General features: G+C 37.8%; 15 protein-coding genes. 5 read left to right on the forward strand and 10 right to left on the reverse strand.

The window, feature by feature from the left end; translation table 11 throughout:
* Positions 1-10: 10 nt before the first annotated feature.
* The 4 genes from DEU40_RS08615 to DEU40_RS08630 form a co-directional block, all read right to left on the reverse strand.
* On the reverse strand, positions 11-2,479 hold the full coding sequence (locus DEU40_RS08615; RefSeq protein WP_110009467.1) for a beta-mannosidase: 2,469 nt from the start codon (positions 2,477-2,479) through the stop codon (positions 11-13).
* A 119-nt stretch (positions 2,480-2,598) separates the two neighbouring features.
* The gene (locus DEU40_RS08620) at positions 2,599-3,261 is read right to left on the reverse strand and encodes a copper homeostasis protein CutC (protein ID WP_110009468.1); all 663 of its coding nucleotides are present in this window, start codon (positions 3,259-3,261) and stop codon (positions 2,599-2,601) included.
* A gap of 14 nt (positions 3,262-3,275) precedes the next feature.
* Complete coding sequence (locus DEU40_RS08625; RefSeq protein WP_110009469.1) at positions 3,276-3,836, reverse strand: hypothetical protein; 561 nt, start codon at positions 3,834-3,836, stop codon at positions 3,276-3,278.
* Positions 3,837-3,919: 83 nt separating this feature from the next.
* Positions 3,920-4,915 carry an isoaspartyl peptidase/L-asparaginase family protein gene (locus tag DEU40_RS08630; RefSeq protein WP_110009470.1) on the reverse strand — a complete coding sequence of 332 codons (996 nt, stop codon included), beginning with the start codon at positions 4,913-4,915 and terminating at the stop codon, positions 3,920-3,922.
* Positions 4,916-5,063: 148 nt separating this feature from the next.
* Between DEU40_RS08630 and DEU40_RS08635 the strand changes: the two genes are divergently transcribed.
* The 4 genes from DEU40_RS08635 (at position 5,064) to DEU40_RS08650 (ending at position 8,804) form a co-directional block, all read left to right on the forward strand.
* A complete protein-coding gene (locus DEU40_RS08635) occupies positions 5,064-5,642 on the forward strand; it encodes a Crp/Fnr family transcriptional regulator (protein ID WP_227943543.1) in 579 nt (192 codons plus the stop codon).
* Positions 5,643-5,873: 231 nt separating this feature from the next.
* Complete coding sequence (locus DEU40_RS08640; RefSeq protein ID WP_062671030.1) at positions 5,874-6,239, forward strand: DUF3302 domain-containing protein; 366 nt, start codon at positions 5,874-5,876, stop codon at positions 6,237-6,239.
* A 5-nt stretch (positions 6,240-6,244) separates the two neighbouring features.
* The gene (locus DEU40_RS08645) at positions 6,245-7,402 is read left to right on the forward strand and encodes an HlyD family secretion protein (protein WP_110009472.1); all 1,158 of its coding nucleotides are present in this window, start codon (positions 6,245-6,247) and stop codon (positions 7,400-7,402) included.
* 22 nt (positions 7,403-7,424) lie between these two features.
* Positions 7,425-8,804 (forward strand): TolC family protein, encoded by a 1,380-nt coding sequence (locus tag DEU40_RS08650; protein WP_228406471.1) that lies wholly within the window; start codon positions 7,425-7,427, stop codon positions 8,802-8,804.
* A 60-nt stretch (positions 8,805-8,864) separates the two neighbouring features.
* Here DEU40_RS08650 and DEU40_RS08655 read toward each other — a convergent pair whose 3' ends face one another.
* The 6 genes from DEU40_RS08655 to DEU40_RS08680 all read right to left on the reverse strand — a co-directional run bounded on the left by DEU40_RS08655 (position 8,865) and on the right by DEU40_RS08680 (position 15,372).
* Positions 8,865-9,347 carry a DUF6691 family protein gene (locus DEU40_RS08655; protein ID WP_110009474.1) on the reverse strand — a complete coding sequence of 161 codons (483 nt, stop codon included), beginning with the start codon at positions 9,345-9,347 and terminating at the stop codon, positions 8,865-8,867.
* 27 nt (positions 9,348-9,374) lie between these two features.
* Complete coding sequence (locus DEU40_RS08660) at positions 9,375-9,938, reverse strand: YeeE/YedE family protein (RefSeq protein WP_110009475.1); 564 nt, start codon at positions 9,936-9,938, stop codon at positions 9,375-9,377.
* A 4-nt stretch (positions 9,939-9,942) separates the two neighbouring features.
* On the reverse strand, positions 9,943-11,358 hold the full coding sequence (locus DEU40_RS08665) for an MBL fold metallo-hydrolase (RefSeq protein ID WP_110009476.1): 1,416 nt from the start codon (positions 11,356-11,358) through the stop codon (positions 9,943-9,945).
* Positions 11,359-11,449: 91 nt separating this feature from the next.
* Entirely contained in the window at positions 11,450-12,244 is a 795-nt protein-coding gene (locus tag DEU40_RS08670; RefSeq protein ID WP_110009477.1) for a sulfite exporter TauE/SafE family protein, read from the reverse strand.
* Between the two features lie 254 nt (positions 12,245-12,498).
* On the reverse strand, positions 12,499-13,140 hold the full coding sequence (locus tag DEU40_RS08675) for a Crp/Fnr family transcriptional regulator (RefSeq protein ID WP_110009478.1): 642 nt from the start codon (positions 13,138-13,140) through the stop codon (positions 12,499-12,501).
* A 9-nt stretch (positions 13,141-13,149) separates the two neighbouring features.
* Positions 13,150-15,372 carry a family 20 glycosylhydrolase gene (locus tag DEU40_RS08680; protein WP_317047524.1) on the reverse strand — a complete coding sequence of 741 codons (2,223 nt, stop codon included), beginning with the start codon at positions 15,370-15,372 and terminating at the stop codon, positions 13,150-13,152.
* A 274-nt stretch (positions 15,373-15,646) separates the two neighbouring features.
* Here DEU40_RS08680 and DEU40_RS08685 point away from each other — a divergent pair, with 274 nt between their 5' ends.
* Entirely contained in the window at positions 15,647-16,456 is an 810-nt protein-coding gene (locus tag DEU40_RS08685; RefSeq protein ID WP_110009480.1) for a DUF4197 domain-containing protein, read from the forward strand.
* The last annotated feature ends 742 nt before the right edge of the window (positions 16,457-17,198 follow it).

Below are 17,198 nucleotides of genomic sequence, written 5' to 3' on the forward strand. Positions count from 1 at the left end.
CAATTGACCATTACTCCTTCATCACATCCCAAAGGCTCATCACCTCTATATTTTCCAAAGGTTTTGAAAGGGTAATTTTTTTTGAAGTTCCTGGAAGCAGGTCAAAGAAATTATCGCTGAAGTGAGTATCGCCGATTAAATAAATGTCCTTAGCAAGCGTATCTGTTGAAATTTCAATTTCAGTGGGTAATATTTTTCTGATTTTAATATCAGGTTGTAAGAGTTTCAGATCTTTTGGTTTACTAAAGAAGAACAGCTTTTCGAATTTTGTGTCCTTTTCGGAACTGATTTTTAAAACAGCTGCGGACAAATCAAAGTGAGACAATTCCAATTTACTGATAGTTCGTATTTTCTTGCTTACATCAGCATTAATAAGATTTGACTGACTGGCTTTCCAAAGTATTTTTCCTTTGAAATCAATCAATTCAAATTTTGTCTCTGCTTTCAGTTCTTTCAGGAGATCGCTTATCAGATAGACATCATAGCTTTTTTCGGTTTCCGCTATTGATACCAAAACAGGTTCAAAGCTTCTTTTCGCCTGATAATGGAAGGCTTTCCAGTTTCCAAGATAATCAATGGAAGACCAGGAAACCACCGGCCAGCAATCATTCAGCTGCCAATACAGCGTTCCCATATTATAAGGTTTTGCACGGCGGTGAGCTTCAATAGCAATCTGCATTCCTCTTGCCTGCAAGAGCTGTGAAAGATAGTTGTATTGTACAAAGTCCGTTGGAATTTTGTAATCACGCTTCAGATATTCATTAATGATGTCCCAGCCACGGGCGTGCTTTTCATGAGCTTTTATCGTTGGATTCTGAAGGTTTAAATCCGGAGTTCCGGAGAACATTGATTTTGTCGTTTCAAGGCTAGGTGTACCCTGAAAGCCATATTCAGACATGAAACGCCCTACTTTTTCGTTGTAAATTTCAAAAGGCTGCTCACCCCACCAAACGCCCCAGTAATGAGAATCTCCTTCGGTAAGACTTTCTTTATGTCCCCAACCAATGGAGGGAGAACTTGGCCAATATATATTTTTATCCGATTTCAGATTTTCTGCCAATGCATTAGGAATTACCTCATGAAACAGCTTCTTATAATCTTTCCAAACCTGCAATGAATCGCTTTTTGAATAGTTGAACTGTTTCTGATATCCCCAGTTGACAATCGCTTCATCAATTTCATTGTTCCCGCACCACAAAGCAATGGACGGATGATTCTGAAGTCTGTTGACCTGGTCTTTTACTTCTTCTTTTACATTGTTTAAAAACGCTTCATCTGCCGGATAAAAGCTTCCCGCAAACATAAAATCCTGCCACACCAGGATTCCGTTTTCATCACAGGCTTTGTAAAATTCATCATCTTCATAAATACCTCCGCCCCAGATACGGATCATATTCATATGGGCATCTTTGGTATCCCTGATCAGCTTCCGATACTTTTCTTTGGTCATTCTGGGTGAGAAACTATCTCCCGGAATCCAGTTGGTTCCTTTGATATACAGTGGTTCCCCATTCACTTTAAAATAGAATGATTTTCCCTTTTCGTCTTTTTCCTGAATCAATTCAACGGTCCTTAAGCCTATCCTGATATTTTTAGCATCAATATTTCTCTGATCTTTGGAAAGCTTCACTTCAAAATCATAAAGATGAGCTTCACCACGCCCGTTAGGCTGCCAGAGCTTCATCCCTTTTGTTTCATAAGGAACCGATATCTTATTAATCCCTTTTTTTAAAGATATTTTTTGATGAGTTTTATTAAGATCCAAGGTATAATCTCCGGCATTTTGAGCATAAATTTCAACATCAAAGCGCAAATTATCAGAAGTGCCGGAAACTCTTTTCTGAATATCCTTAACCGTAATAATTTTAGCATTATTCCAGAATTCCAGCTGAACATCTTTCCATATTCCTGCAGTAACCAGCCTTGGTCCCCAATCCCATCCAAACTGGTATTGTGCTTTTCTCACAAAACTTCTTGGTGATTCCGGCATAGTGAACGGAATTTTTTTCGCTAATTCCTTTCCGGTATTCACAGCGGATGTAAACTTAATCTGCAATGTATTATGACCCGGTTTTAAATATTGTTTTGCAGGAATATTCCATTTACGGAACATATTATCTGTTTTCTTCAGCAGCTGACCGTTAAGATAAATTTCAGAAAATGTATCCAATCCATTAAAAACCAGATCAATGTTTTCGTTCTTTAGTTCATGAGGTGAAATAGTAAATGAGGTCTGGTAGTCCCAGTCTTCATTTTCAACCCATTGTACTTTCTTTTCATTTTCATCCTTAAAAGGATCAGGAATGATCTTATTATCCATTAAATCCAAATGAACGGTTCCCGGAACTTTCGCAGGAAACCAGTTTGAGTCTTTTGAATTTTTAAACTGCCAGTTCTCCGAAGACAAGCTTCTTTGTGAAAACTGTGCGGAAAGGATATTCTGCATAAAAAGGAAAGCAAAAAGGGTCGTTCTATTCATCAATAAATTTATTTTGAGTCGTTATCATACCAGTGATTTTGTCATTCCGAGGAACGAAGGAATCTCTATTTTCATTGGTTAGATTCCCGCTACGCTTGGAATGACAAACTGAGTGCATATTATTTATTCTTCAATGCAACCACTTCATCCGCATTGGCAAAAGCCCCACCATCCGTAATGGCTGAAGAATGGAAGTAACCCGCATGGGTAAATGCTCTAATCTCTTCAATATTAGATGAACGCAGACCTCCTCCGACAAGGATTTCTATTCTTCCGTTGGATAATTCAACAAGCTTTTTCAGATTCTCTTTTCCTTCAGATACATTGGGTTTCTGACCGGAGGTAAGAATGGTTGTAAAACCACATTCGATTACTTTTTCCAGAGATTCTTCCAGACTTGCAGCACGATCAAAAGCACGGTGAAAAGTACATGGAAGCGGTTTTGCCAATTCGACTAAAACTTTATTCTGCTCTATATTAATCTCATCATTTTCATCCAGGATCCCGAATACAAAACCATCTGCATGTAAAGATTTTAAATGAACCAAATCATTTTTCATCTGCTCAAATTCCGAATCAGAATAGGTAAAATCTCCACCTCTCGGACGGATCATCACAAAAATCGGGATTGTAATTTTTTCACGAAGCTTCTTCATCGTTTCGAAATCCGGAGTAGTTCCGCCTTCACTGAGTCCATCACATAATTCTATTCTGTCTGCCCCGTTTTCAAAAGCGATAATCGCTGATTCAGGATTAAAACAAGCTATTTCTATTTTTGACATTGTATTGTATCTATTTAATTTGATTTTGGTTCGTCCTGCAGTACATCTGCAATCAAAAAAGAACCGTTTTCTTTTACTACTTTTATTACTGACGGATATTCTGCTTTAAAATTTTTGTCTGTCAGCACTACCTTGAAGAGATATTCATCTGTTGAGGAGAGTTCTAAATCACAGCTTCCAACTTCAATTTTATCCCAATCCTGTGCTGCAATCAGGAAGCCCGCTCCAACACCTGCTTTACTTACATCAAATCTGGTTTTCCATTTATCCTGAAATTCTTTTTCAGTAAGGCCTCCGCTTACATCCAGGTCAACATTCATTGCATCCATTTTATAATCGAAGTAGTCTTTGGTTGTGATTTTCCGCATATTCTTTTCTTCACTTCCGATATCGGCTTTAAAATAATCGACAATACTTTTTTCCAACCATTTTTGGGCTTCTTCAGCCTCATTGGACTCATTATGCAAAACTACTTTTTCTTTTATTGGCTGGATTTCACCATCTTTTTTTATCTCCTTCTTTTCTTCCTTGCAAGCAATAATCATAAACAAGGAAGCGATAATCGTTCTTTTCATATTTGTTTTATGTTTTGGCTAAAGCCAATGGGTATCTTTTATTTGTTTAAATGGGCTGAAGCCCATTTCTATTGAATTTTTAATTATTTCAAAGCAAATTCAGGCTTTTCAAGGCGGTTTCCTTTCTGATCGTACACCGCAAAATTGAATCCGTCCTGAATACAGTAAGAACCATATTCTCCCTGTTTATTGATGGCAATAAACCCTACCTGAATATCTTTAAGGTTTTTATTTCTTCGCTGATTGATTTTTACAATTCTCTCTACAGCTTCTTTACAGGCTTCCTGAGGATTTCTACCCTGCCTCATCAGCTCAACCACAAGATGCGTTCCTACAGTCCTTATGACTTCTTCACCATGACCTGTTGCTGTAGCAGCACCTACTTCATTATCTACAAACAGACCTGCTCCGATGATTGGCGAATCTCCTACCCTTCCATGCATTTTGAAAGCCATTCCACTGGTGGTACAGGCTCCGGAAAGGTTTCCCTGTGCATCTAAAGCGATCATTCCGATGGTATCATGGTTTTCAATATTGGCAATGGGCTTGTATTGGCTGGTCTTTAACCATTCTTTCCATTCTTTTTCCGATTCGGGAGTAAGAAGATTCTCTTTTTTAAAACCTTGTGAAAGGGCAAACTGCAATGCACCGTCCCCAACCAGCATAACGTGTGGTGTCTTTTCCATGACAGCTCTGGCTACAGAAATAGGATTTTTAACATATTCCAGACATGCTACGGAACCGATATTATAATTCTCATCCATGATACAAGCATCCAGCGTTACCCTTCCGTCTCTGTCCGGACGTCCTCCATATCCTACACTTCTTTCTTTTGGATCTAATTCTACAAGACGGACTCCTTTTTCTACAGCATCCAAAGCTCTTCCTCCTTTTCCAAGGATGGTCCAGGCTTCTTCGTTGGCTTTTAATCCGAAATTCCAGGTGGAAAGAACGATAGGTTTATTGATGATTTTTTTACTTTCAGGTCGTTCTGCGGCCATTAGTTCTAGAGGATTAATGGTAAGTGCTGCGGTTGCAATTCCCAGTTTTTTGATAAAACTTCTTCGGTTATTGTTCATTGGATGTAAGAATTATTTAATACAAAGCAAATATCTTAAAAAAATCCGTTGAAAATCTTATGGTTTTCCCACTATTTTTCTTTACCATTTTTTATTATTTTTATAATGGTTATTTTAATTAATATATATGTTTAAAACCTTTAGAAAAATGGATTGCTTTAAGGAATTATCGGATGAAGAAATCCAGGTCCTTGCAAGCATCAGTACTCCTAAGCTTCTTCGGAAAAAAGAAAAACTGTTAGAGCCAGGTCAGCCGTTTAACCATTTATTTATATTGACCAATGGTCTTTTGAGATTTTTCTTTGATGATGAAAATGGAGTTGAAATTAATACTTTTCTGCCCTCAGAAAAAGAGGTTGCCTTTCTGGAGAGTCCGGAATCTTATTCTGCTGAAGGTACTAAAAAGTATACTATACAAGCCGTGATTGATTCTCAGATTATTCTTTTTAACAAAGGTGAATTTGAGCAGACTGCCTTTCAGCATAAAGGAATTTACAATTTGTATTTGAAATCGTTGAAACAGATTATCAGCATTTTATCAGCACGCACAGAGCAGTTCTGCAGGAGCTCGCCGCTTTCCCGTTATGAAGATTTTCTGAACAGCCATCCGTTTGTCTGTCAAAATGCCAACAGAAAATACATTGCTAATTTTCTGGGCATCACTCCCAATTCCCTTTCCCGTATTACTGCCCGCGACAATAAAAAAAAGAATCAAGGAAAAAAATAACTTAAGAATATTTTTAATTGTTGCATTCAGTATAATTTTGTCCGGTCAAAAACTTGTTCTTCACCACTAAAAAAACCAAATGAAAAAAAATATAATCATCTTCAAAGCATTCCACCTTATAGAATAGTCTTTACATCTTAACAGGATTAATATGTGATTGTCCGGATATTCATCGGGATCTGAATCTGTATTTTCTTAAGTCAACATTTTATTACCATTTTATACTAATTTATGCAAAGAATAACCACCATTCTCTGCCTGTTATTAGCATGCAATTTTGTGCAGGCCTCTACAGGCAATGTTGAAGACAAAATAGCCGACGGAGCATCCTGGCTTATCTTATTTGTATTGCCTATTGCAGGGATTTATCTCTTCTGGAAAGTTCATATTTACCCGGAAAAAGTAGCAGAAAAGAAAAACCATCCCCAGCTGAATGCTATCAAAAGTATGTGTCTTCTTTCTCTGATCTTTGGCGGTCTTTTATGGCCGGTTGCCTTAATTTGGGCCAACTATGACTATGGAAACCAGACGGCTCCTGAAAGAGAGAAAGACAACACAGATTTGCCTGAAGAAGAATTAAAACCTATCGAAAATTAAAAGACATGCTGGAATTACTAGTCGCAATATATGCCGGGATTTGCTGGCTTCTCATTAAAAAATTAAAATTGATCCCGTGGACATTTACCACACAGGTAATCGTATATTCATTGCCTATTTTCGGATCTATCGCTTTGATATTAAGTTTAAATTATTATTGCCCCATTACCTCTGATGTAAAGGTGGGAAACAGAAGTGTGGATATTACTACGCAGGTTTTGGGAAAGGTGAAAAAAGTATATGTGAGTACCAACCAGGAAGTAAAAAAGGGAGATACTTTATTTATGCTCGACAGGGAGCCTTATTTACAGGAAATTAAATCACTGGAAGCTAAACTGAGCAGTATGAAAGCCACGGTACATTCTTATGATGCAGACATTTCGGCCTCCAGAAAAAATATTTCTGCATTACAGTCTCAGCTTGATCTTGCCAACAAAAGAGTATCTCAATATCAGGAGCTTGTACAGGCTGGAGCTGCCAACAAATTTGATCTTGAGCAGGCGATAACCAATGTACGTGATCTGCAATCCCGAATCAGTGCTGCACAGTCACAACAGCAGTCTTTGGAAACAAAATCCAATGCTTCTTATGGTGGAGAAAATTCATCAGTGTCTGAGATCCAGGCTAAGCTGGAACAGGCCAAATGGAATCTCTCCCAAACCGTTGTTCTGGCACCTACGGATGGTGTGATTCCGAATGTGCAGCTGAATGAGGGAGCTATTATGGCGCCTTTCAAATCAGCATTTGTTCTGATTCAGAAGCAGCAGTCAGTTATTGGATTTTTTGCTCAGAATGAGCTTGAAACCGTAAAAAAAGGAGATGAAGTAGAGCTTGCTCTTAAAACAGAACCTGGAAAAGTGGTGAAAGCCAGACTTGAATATGTCATTGATGCTACCAGCCAGGGGATCATGAATAATGCAGGAGGAATGCTGGGCGGAAATGGTTCTACAGCCGGACTTCCTGATACGGCAAGACAATTGCCGGAAACCGATGGAAAGCTTATTGCCAAATTTGTACTGGAAGATAATCAGAAACAGCTTACAGTGGGAGCAAGAGGAACTGCGGTTATTTATTCTGATCATATTAAACCTCTTCATCTTATCAGAAAAGTAATGGTGCGTATCAACAGCAAAATCAACTTCCTGATTCCTAAACTTCATTAACATGTATAAAAAGTTAATTTTAGTGAGCATACTTGCTGGATCTTTAAGCTCCTGCATCGGTTATAAAGAGGCTACGAAGGAAAATATAGATCAGCTTAAAGAAAAGAGTGAAATTGCTTCTCATATACAAATTCCTGATGACTGGATTTTTGACAGAAAGGCTGGATCAAAATCAATTTCCTACGACTGGATCAATGATCTTAAGACCTCACAGCTGGAAGCCCTGGTTAAAGAAGGAATGTTATACAATGCAGATCTTATTATTGCCAGAGAAAAGCTTAATCAGATTGAGCTGGCGATGGAAATTGCCGGAAGCGACCTTTATCCGAGCGTAAGTGCTGTGGCCAACACTTCGAATAATCTGGTCAGCGGCAGCCAGGTTCAGCGGCTTGCATTAAAAGCTAACTGGGAAATTGACCTTTGGGGTAAAAATAAATCTTCACAGATGGCCAGCACCAGCAGTTATTTTTCTGCAAAACATCAGAATACCCTGCTGCATCAATCTATTGCAGGGATGATTGCCAAAGCTTATTATCTGAATATTGCAGGAAACATTCAGGAAAATAAGATTGAAAGCTATATTCAGAAGACCAAAGACCTGGAAAAACTCTACATCATTCAAAAGAAAGTTGGAACGGCAAATGCTATTGATGTGTCCAATATTTCTGCAGAAATTATTTCCCTGCAGGGTTATCTTGAAAAGATTAAAAATGCCAATATGCAGTCGAGAAGGTCTCTGGAGCTTCTTACCGGAAAGTATCCGGAGGGAAAACTGGCAACCCAGAATTTCTTTAATTCTGTAAAAAGCAGTATTCCTGAATCTTTTCCTCTGGAACTTCTTGAAAACCGATCAGACATACAGGCGAGTCATTTCCAGATCGAAAAGGCTTTTTATGAAGTACAGGAAGCTAAAGCGGCAAGACTTCCTTCATTAAGTATAAGCTCATCTCTGGGTAGCGCCGGAAGTAATGTGGAATCTATTAATTCTTTATTTTCCAACCCTTTAATAAAAGTGGGCGGAGGATTGGTTTCTCCCCTGTTCAACGGTGGAAAGCTGAAAAAGAATGTGGAAATAAAGAACTCACAGCAGAAACAGGTCGTTGAAGAATATTCAAAAGCTGTTCTGAATGCATTGAACGAAGTGGAATCATCTTTAGCTAATCTCCGATCTATTGAAAGACAGATGGCTTATACGACCAATGCTGTCAATGAGCTGAAAAACAATATTTCTCTTACCGAGAAACAAATAAAGGTCGGTACCAGCAACAGTTTTGTACTGATCCGTAAACAAAGAGATCTTTTGAAAAATGAAATGAACCTCATCAATCTGGAACTTCAGTACAGAATAGAGCGCATTAATCTTTATATGGCTTTAGGTGCGGAGAACTTTATTTATTCATAATTTTTATACTTGGAGAGACTGCAGAAATAATCTGCAGTCTTTTTTATAATTTATAAGGTATCAATGAGGCAGTTTGTCTCTGAAATATCCATATACCCATGTTCCGGCAATAGCGCTCAGTAAGGTAACAGATACGGCTAAAGCACCCGTCCCGATCTGAGCAAAAAGAGGTCCCGGACAGGCTCCGGTTATCGCCCAGCCAAAACCAAAAATCAATCCACCGTAGATCTGACCTTTGTTGAACTTTTTAGGGGTCAATGTAATAGGTTCCCCATACATTGTTTTTATTTTAAATTTTTTAATCAGCCACACTGAAATCATTCCCACCAATACAGCACTTCCAATAATTCCGTACATATGGAAAGACTGCAGGCGGAACATTTCCTGTATTCTGAACCAGCTGATCACCTCTGCTTTCACGAAAATAATTCCAAAAATAATTCCGGCAGCAAGGTATTTCAGGTTGTGATACCATTGGTGAGTAAGGACACTTTCGTTCACACAAACAGTATCCTGATGACGTATATCTTTTTCTTTGCTCATAATGTAAACTTCTCTTTTTTAAATTACTTATAGGGATAGAATGGCAGGCAGAATAAGATTAGCCATTAAAAATCCACCGATCATGAAACAGACTGTTGCTACCAGAGATGGCCACTGCAGGTTGGAAAGTCCCATAATGGCATGTCCGCTGGTACATCCGCCCGCATATCTTGTTCCGAAGCCGACCAAAAATCCTCCCGCAACCATCATGATAAATCCTCTAAGGGTCAACAGGCTTTCGAAATTCATCAGTTGTAACGGGACCAGATTGCTGTAATCTGTAATTCCGTAGCCTGCCAATTCTGCTTTCAGGTCAGGATTCACTGTTATTTCATTGGGATTCACCAAAAATTGGGATGTAATCAATCCTCCGAAGAAGATTCCCAGGACAAAAAATAAATTCCAGGCTTCTTTTTTCCAGTCGTATCTGAAAAAATTCACATTGGCCGGAACACAGGCTGCACAGATATGCCTTAGTGAGGAACTGATTCCAAAGGATTTATTTCCCATAATCAATAAGGCAGGCACAGTAAGCCCAATCAACGGGCCGGCAATATACCACGGCCACGGTTCTTTTATAATCTCCAGCATTTTTCTATTTATTTAAAATTTTAGTCTGACATACAAAATCACTTTTAGGAATCTCTGTGGAGCTAATTGCTTTAAAACCTCCTTCAATTTCTGAAAAGTTTCTATATCCTCTTGCCTGAAGGATACTCGCTGCCATCGTACTTCTGTAGCCGCTTCCACAGTGCATATAAAAATGTTCTGCTGGCTCTATCTCATGAATCCATTCATTGATATAGGCCAGAGGTTTGCTGTAAGCCTCATGAATATGTTCTGCATGGTATTCGCTTTCTTTTCTTATATCAATGATTTTTGCTTCTTTCTCTTTGATTTCAGTTTCAAACTGGTCTGCAGAGATACGGTTAACAAAGTCAGTTTCCTTTCCGCTTTTTTTCCAGCTTTCAAAACCTCCGTCCAGAAAACCTAAAATATGATCGAATCCTACCCTGCTCAACCGGGTTACCGCTTCTTCTTCAGCTCCTCTTTCAGTGACCAGCAGAATAGGTTGGTTGACATCAGCAATTAAAGCGCCTACCCACGGGGCAAAATCACCATCTAATCCTATATTGATGGACTGCGGGATAAAATCTTTGGCAAATTCACGATTGGATCTTACATCTAAAATCAAAGCACCTGAGGCTTCAGCAATTTCCTCAAACTGTTCAGGAGAAAGAGCGTGCAACCCTTTTGAAAGTACTTCATCAAAACTGCTGTACCCTTTTTTATTCATCATCACATTCATTCCGAAATAAGCCGGTGGAGGTAAAAGACCATCCGTTACTTCTTTTATAAAGCTCTGTCTGTCCTTTTGATTCAGGGCATAATTGGTTCTTTTTTGATTTCCCAGAGTATCTACGGTTTCTTTCTGCATATTTTTACCGCAGGCTGAACCGGCTCCATGAGCTGGATACACCGTAATATCATCATCTAAAGGCAAAATCTTATTGTATAGACTATCATATAAGAGTCCCGCCAGCTCTTCCTGCGTCATATTGGCTCCTTTCTGTGCGAGATCAGGACGCCCCACATCCCCTAGGAATAAGGTATCACCACTAAAAAGGGCCTTTTCAACACCATTTTCATCCATTAAAAGGTAACATGAACTTTCAAGGGTGTGCCCCGGTGTATGAAGAACTTTAATTTTAACATCTCCTAGTTCAAATATCTGTTCATCTTCTGCAATAACTGCATTAAAGTCGGGATGGGCTGTTGGCCCGTAAACAATCGGAGCTCCGGTTTTATGGCTTAAATCCAGATGTCCGCTGACAAAATCTGCGTGAAAATGGGTTTCAAAGATGTATTTCAATTTTACTCCATATTCTTTCAGTCTGTTGATATAAGGCTGTGTTTCTCTTAAAGGATCAATAATAGCAGCTTCTCCGGCTGAGGTAATATAGTAAGCACCCTGAGCAAGACATCCTGTATAAATCTGTTCTATTTTCATTGTATTTTATTTTTTATTCTTTATTCTGTTATCTGATACAAATTTCCTGCTTTGCTTTTTCCTGTACAGCTACTTTTGTTACATAAGAACATTAAAGGAAGATTTCTTTTGTAATGATATAAATACCCATGATCAGGATAAACCATCCGAATGCTGGTTTCAGCTTTTTACCGTCTATCCTTTTTGATAGTTTTGAGCCCATTATAATTCCTGCAACAGCAATCACCGTAATAGAAACAAGCAGTTTCCATTCTATTTTCACCTGGTTTACTGAAGAGAGGAAACCGATTAAAGAATTGAAAGAAATAATAATTAAGGAAGTTCCTATTGCAGTTTTCATGGGCACTTTTAATAGATTCACTAATGCCGGAATGATCATAAAACCGCCTCCAGCTCCCACCAGTCCCGTTAAAATACCAACTATTGAACCCTGTCCGACTGCCAGAAAAAAATTATTTTCATCCTGAATGTTTTCTAAAGTTTCTTTTGAGGAATTGCTTTTAATCATTTTATAGGAAGCAAGAATCATCAAACAGGCAAAAACCAGTAATAAAAAAATGTTCCTGGTAATGGTAAAATCGTGTATTTGAAGTATTTCTACAGGAATCAGAGGAAGAATATATTGTCTTGTCAGAAAAATCGAGATTACCGAAGGTATTCCGAACACCAGCGCCATTTTAAAATTGACCAGTCCTTTTTTAAAATACGATGCAGAACCTGCAATACTGCTCATCCCCACTATAAAGAGGGAATATTCTGTTGCCAGAAAAGCATCGATCCCAAAGAGATAAACGAGTACAGGAACCGTGAGAATACTTCCTCCTCCTCCGATTAACCCCAGAGAAATACCTATTAAAACTGCCGCTGTATATCCTATAATTTCCATTTCTATTCAAATAATTCTGATGCAAAAATGGGAATATGAATGAAAGTCTACAGCTACTTTTGTTACATAAGGAGATTTTTAAACACGAATAATTTCACAAAGGACACAAAGAATTTAGAGTAATTCTGCTTCTTTGAGATTGCTTCACCTTTGGTTCGCAATGACTTTAACTACCCCGTCAAAAATTCTTTGAACTTTTGCCACCCTTCCAAGAAAGGGAAATATGAGTATTTTTGATTAAATTGAGAGAGAATTTATGAGTTCAGGGCTTTCAGGAGGGTAATTTTATTTCTGCCTAACATGAGTTTTCCGTCTTCTTCCAGTTGCTTCAAAAGTCTTGACACCACTACTCTTGCGGTTCCCAGCTCATTGGCAAGCTGCTCATGAGTGGTATGAATCGTTTCAGAGCCGGTGAGTTCAGATTTTTTCTGCAATAGGTTGAGAAGTCTTTCGTCTACTTTTTTGAAAGCGATGGCATTGATGATATCTAATAGCTCTTCAAATCTTTTATGATACAGTCTGAAGATATAATCCAGCCATTCCGGATGATCTTTGATGAATAAAGATACTTTGTCTACGGGTAAGAAAAGTATTTCTGCATCCTCTTCTATCTCTGCTTTTACAATGCTTTTTTCATTATGCATGCCACCCAGAAAAGACATGATACAGCTTTCTCCGGCTTTGATGTAGTATAATAAAATTTCACGCCCGTCTTCTTCCGTTCTGATCACTTTCAGCATTCCTTTCATCACAATAGGAATGGAACGGATGGAAGCATTTTCATCTAGAATAATATCTCCTTGATGGTAATTCTTCGTTATACCATATTGATACAGCTTTTCTACCAATTCTGGTGATGATGAGAATTCTGAAGAAAGTATCGTGTCGTTCTGCATTTTTTTATTCTAATTTACGCCAATTTCATCAACAAACAACCATGCTTTGGAATCTGCACCAGGATTTCCTGCCGGAATAATGCCTGCATTTTCAATAGTTACTTTCAGGTATTTCGCGTTCTGCATTCCTATATTCAGTTTGATTTTTCCATTGGTATTTTTAATTTCTGCGGTTCCGATTTCTTTAATCAGTTTAAAGTTTGTGTTATCATCAGAAACATAAATCTTTGCAGACTTAGCCAGATGAATCCAACTTCCTTTATTTTCAAGGGTATTGAAATACACTTCTGAGAAAGCTGTTTTCTGACCAAAATCTATGGTTGCCACCACATCGTTACCCTGAAAGCCCAGCCATGTTTTACCCAGCTGTTTTACATTTCCGATAATACCATCTACTAAGGTGAAAGCACCTCCAAAAGAATAGTTTTCGCTAGGTTTTTGTTCTAAAGTTATCTTTTTTCCGGTAGTCTTTGAAATGATAAATTGCTGTGTAGACACGGCACTTTTCAACTGCCCCTCTTCAAAATAAGCTGATTTAATAGTTAAAGAATTAGGAATCTCAACTGCCGTCTGATACGTTTTAGAATTGATGGAAGGGTTTGTTCCATCCAGCGTATATCGGATACCGTTTGAATTCTGCGAAGTAGACAGTTCATAAGCAATTCCGTTATTGGAAGGAATTACTTTTCCGGTGATGTTATAAATGCTTCTGGCATAGTTGACCTTCATACCATCCAGAACTTTAAACTGGTTAATCACTCTGTTTTCAAATTCTTTATATTTTTTAGGATCTGATGTTCCCCACCCTACTTCAGAAAGTGCCATTAATCTTGGGAAAATCATGTACTGTACCTGCTTAAAATCTAAAATATATTCTGTCCACAGATTCGCCTGAACTCCCATAATGTACTTACTCTGTTCTGCATTCAGTTCGGAAGGAATAGGATTGTAAGAATATACTTTTTCCAAAGGCGTAAATCCTCCAAAAGCATTAGGTTCAGACTGTGGATCTCCCTGATAATGGTCAAAATAACAGTAGGCACCAGGAGTCATTACGGCAAAGTGTTTTGATTTTGCAGCTTCAATACCTCCATTCACGCCTGTCCAGCTCATCACAGCGGCGTTGGGAGCTAATCCGCCTTCTAAAATCTCGTCCCAGCCAATGATTTTTCGGCCTTTACTGTTGACATATTTTTCAATCCGTTGAATAAAATAGCTTTGCAAACCATGTTCATCTTTTAAATTATTTTTCTTAATCAGTTCCTGGCAGTGCGCACATTCCTTCCATCTTGTTTTCGGGCATTCATCACCACCAATATGAATGTATCGGGAAGGGAATAATTTGATGACCTCATCCAGAACATTTTCAAGAAACGTAAAAGTTTCATCTTTCGGGCAGAAAACATCATCAAAAACACCCCATTTTGTAGCAGGTTCAAAAGGACCTTTGGTACATGCCAGTTCAGGATATGCCGATAATGCTGCCAATGCATGCCCAGGCATTTCAATTTCCGGAACCACGGTAATATGTCTATCCTGAGCATATTTCACCACGTCTTTTATTTGTTCCTGTGTATAAAAATAAGGACCGTAAGGTTTTCCATCAAAAGTATTATCCACATAAGCCCCAATCATGGATTCTTTACGTTTTGAACCGATCTGAGTAAGCTTAGGATATTTTTTGATTTCAATTCTCCATCCCTGATCATCCGTTAAATGCCAGTGGAAGGTATTCAGTTTATACATTGCCAGATAATCTATATACTGCTTCACTTCATCTACTGTGAAAAAGTGGCGGCAGACATCCAGGTGCATTCCTCTCCATGCAAACTTTGGCTGGTCTTCGATTTTCATAGCCGGAATATTCTTTCCTTCTTTATACTGTTCAATAAGCTGGATCAAAGTTTGAAGAGCCAGAAAGTATCCTTGCTTAGTGTAAGACTTTATATGGATCTGTTTTGGAGAAATTTCTAATGAATAATACTCCTTTTTCTGTTCAGCATCTGTTCCTGATGCCTGAGGAATTATAGAGTTCGTTAAATGAATATTACCACCCTTTTGAGCATATTGAAATTCTACCTGTGAACCTATTCTCTTTTTGAAATATTCTGTTTCCTCTTTTGGCAGATCACCACTTAATACGAAAGTTTTTGGGATTACAAATTCTCCCTGTAAAAGTTGAACTTTTTGAGGATAAGGAATTAGATTTAATTTATTTTGGGCAAAAATCATGTTTGAAATCAATACAAAGAGTACTAGAAAAGTCCGTATCATGAGATGGGGTTAAGGTTTGAGCTAAGATAATTATTTTTCAAAACTCTTTGAGCCTTTTTAAAAACAAATTAAAGACCTTATGGGTTGGGATCCCTATAAGATGAAGTATTTACAGCTTTTAAATCATTCTGTCTAGAAATTATTCTATAAAATACGGTTTATTATGGTTTGTTTTTTTGTTCAATTTAGTCGACTTAAAAAAATTAAAGGTTTAAATTTGTAAAAAAATAAGATGAAAAAAAACATTTTTCTGGCAGCCGCTTTATTATTTTCTTTATCAGCTCATGCACAAATTTTTGATATTATAAAATCTACGGTTAAAGACAAAACGGGTGTAGATCTTAATGTTCCGGTAAAAAATAATGGTACAGCAACTTCTACTAAGACTACCACTACCACCTCCGGTAATTCTTCGGCCAATATTGGAAACCTCACTTCCAGTCAGATTTCCTCAGGATTAAAAGAAGCTTTAAGTATGGGCGTAACGGACGGTGTAAAAAAGCTGGCAGTAACCGATGGTTTTTTCAAGAATGAAGCCGTAAAGATTTTAATGCCTGAAAAATTAAGAAAAATTGATACTACCCTACGTTCAATCGGGATGGGAAGCCTTGCGGATGAAGGGGTAAAATTATTAAACAGAGCTGCTGAGGATGCCGTAACAGAGGCTGCTCCTATTTTTACAAACGCGATTACTTCTATGACGATTACGGATGCTAAAAACATTTTATTAGGCAGTAATAATGCTGCAACCAACTATCTGCAGGGAAAAACCCAGACTCAGCTGTTCAATGTCTTTCAGCCTAAAGTAAAAGCTTCTTTAGGTAAGGTAGGTGCTGATACGCTTTGGAAAAACCTGATTTCAAAGTATAATACGTTTACCGGACAGGCTGTTACCACAGATCTTAATGAATATGTTACTACAGAAACTATCAATGGATTTTTCAAAATGGTAGCAGATAAAGAAAGCGGGATCAGAAATACACCTGCCATGAGAACTACGAGTATTTTGCAGAAGGTGTTTGGAGCTCAGGATGGGAGATAAATAAGATTAGACTAAATATATAAAAGCTGTTTCATGATGAAGCAGCTTTTTTATGTTTAATTTCTTTTGTCTTGAAATCGAAGATTCGACGTAGTCAAACAAAAGAAACAAAAGTTCAAGACCTGGAGCTCTCCGCTAAAAATAAATCCTGTTCTCTAAAAATTCTAAACTTGCGCGAAATCATTATTTCTTAATCGGTTCAGAATTGGGCTCGCGCTTCGGACAGGAGAATTTTCTTAACGTTCACAGGACTTATTTTTTTGACGCTGCGAGTTCCAATGTCAGTTTTAGAGTAGTAAATAGAACTATTTGTTTGTGTCTAAATGAAGAAAGGACCGTTTTTTATTTGATTATTTTCTTTTGTCTTAAAACAAAAGAAACAAAAATTCAAGACCTGGATCTCTTCGCTAAAAATAATTCCTGTTCTCTAAAAATTCTAAACTTGCGCGGAATCATTATTTCTTAATCGGTTCAGAATTGGGCTCGCGCTTCGGACAGGAGAATTTTCTTAACGTTCACAGGACTTATTTTTTTAACGCTGCGAGTTCCAATGTCAGTTTTAGAGTAGTAAATAGAACTATTTGTTTGTGTCTAAATGAAGAAAGGACCGTTTTTTATTTGATTATTTTCTTTTGTCTTAAAACAAAAGAAACAAAAATTCAAGACCTGGATCTCTTCGCTAAAAATAATTCCTGTTCTCTAAAAATTCTAAACTTGCGCGGAATCATTATTTCTTTATGTT

This window comes from Chryseobacterium sp. AG844, assembly GCF_003182335.1.
Taxonomy (GTDB): domain Bacteria; phylum Bacteroidota; class Bacteroidia; order Flavobacteriales; family Weeksellaceae; genus Chryseobacterium; species Chryseobacterium cupriresistens.

Coding starts and splice junctions, on each gene's coding strand:
- DEU40_RS08615 (WP_110009467.1), bottom strand. CDS start 2,479: ATGAATAGAACGACCCTTTTTGCTTTCCTTTTTATGCAGAATATCCTT.
- DEU40_RS08620 (WP_110009468.1), bottom strand. CDS start 3,261: ATGTCAAAAATAGAAATAGCTTGTTTTAATCCTGAATCAGCGATTATC.
- DEU40_RS08625 (WP_110009469.1), bottom strand. CDS start 3,836: ATGAAAAGAACGATTATCGCTTCCTTGTTTATGATTATTGCTTGCAAG.
- DEU40_RS08630 (WP_110009470.1), bottom strand. CDS start 4,915: ATGAACAATAACCGAAGAAGTTTTATCAAAAAACTGGGAATTGCAACC.
- DEU40_RS08635 (WP_227943543.1), top strand. CDS start 5,064: ATGGATTGCTTTAAGGAATTATCGGATGAAGAAATCCAGGTCCTTGCA.
- DEU40_RS08640 (WP_062671030.1), top strand. CDS start 5,874: ATGCAAAGAATAACCACCATTCTCTGCCTGTTATTAGCATGCAATTTT.
- DEU40_RS08645 (WP_110009472.1), top strand. CDS start 6,245: ATGCTGGAATTACTAGTCGCAATATATGCCGGGATTTGCTGGCTTCTC.
- DEU40_RS08655 (WP_110009474.1), bottom strand. CDS start 9,347: ATGAGCAAAGAAAAAGATATACGTCATCAGGATACTGTTTGTGTGAAC.
- DEU40_RS08660 (WP_110009475.1), bottom strand. CDS start 9,938: ATGCTGGAGATTATAAAAGAACCGTGGCCGTGGTATATTGCCGGCCCG.
- DEU40_RS08665 (WP_110009476.1), bottom strand. CDS start 11,358: ATGAAAATAGAACAGATTTATACAGGATGTCTTGCTCAGGGTGCTTAC.
- DEU40_RS08670 (WP_110009477.1), bottom strand. CDS start 12,244: ATGGAAATTATAGGATATACAGCGGCAGTTTTAATAGGTATTTCTCTG.
- DEU40_RS08675 (WP_110009478.1), bottom strand. CDS start 13,140: ATGCAGAACGACACGATACTTTCTTCAGAATTCTCATCATCACCAGAA.
- DEU40_RS08680 (WP_317047524.1), bottom strand. CDS start 15,372: ATGATTTTTGCCCAAAATAAATTAAATCTAATTCCTTATCCTCAAAAA.
- DEU40_RS08685 (WP_110009480.1), top strand. CDS start 15,647: ATGAAAAAAAACATTTTTCTGGCAGCCGCTTTATTATTTTCTTTATCA.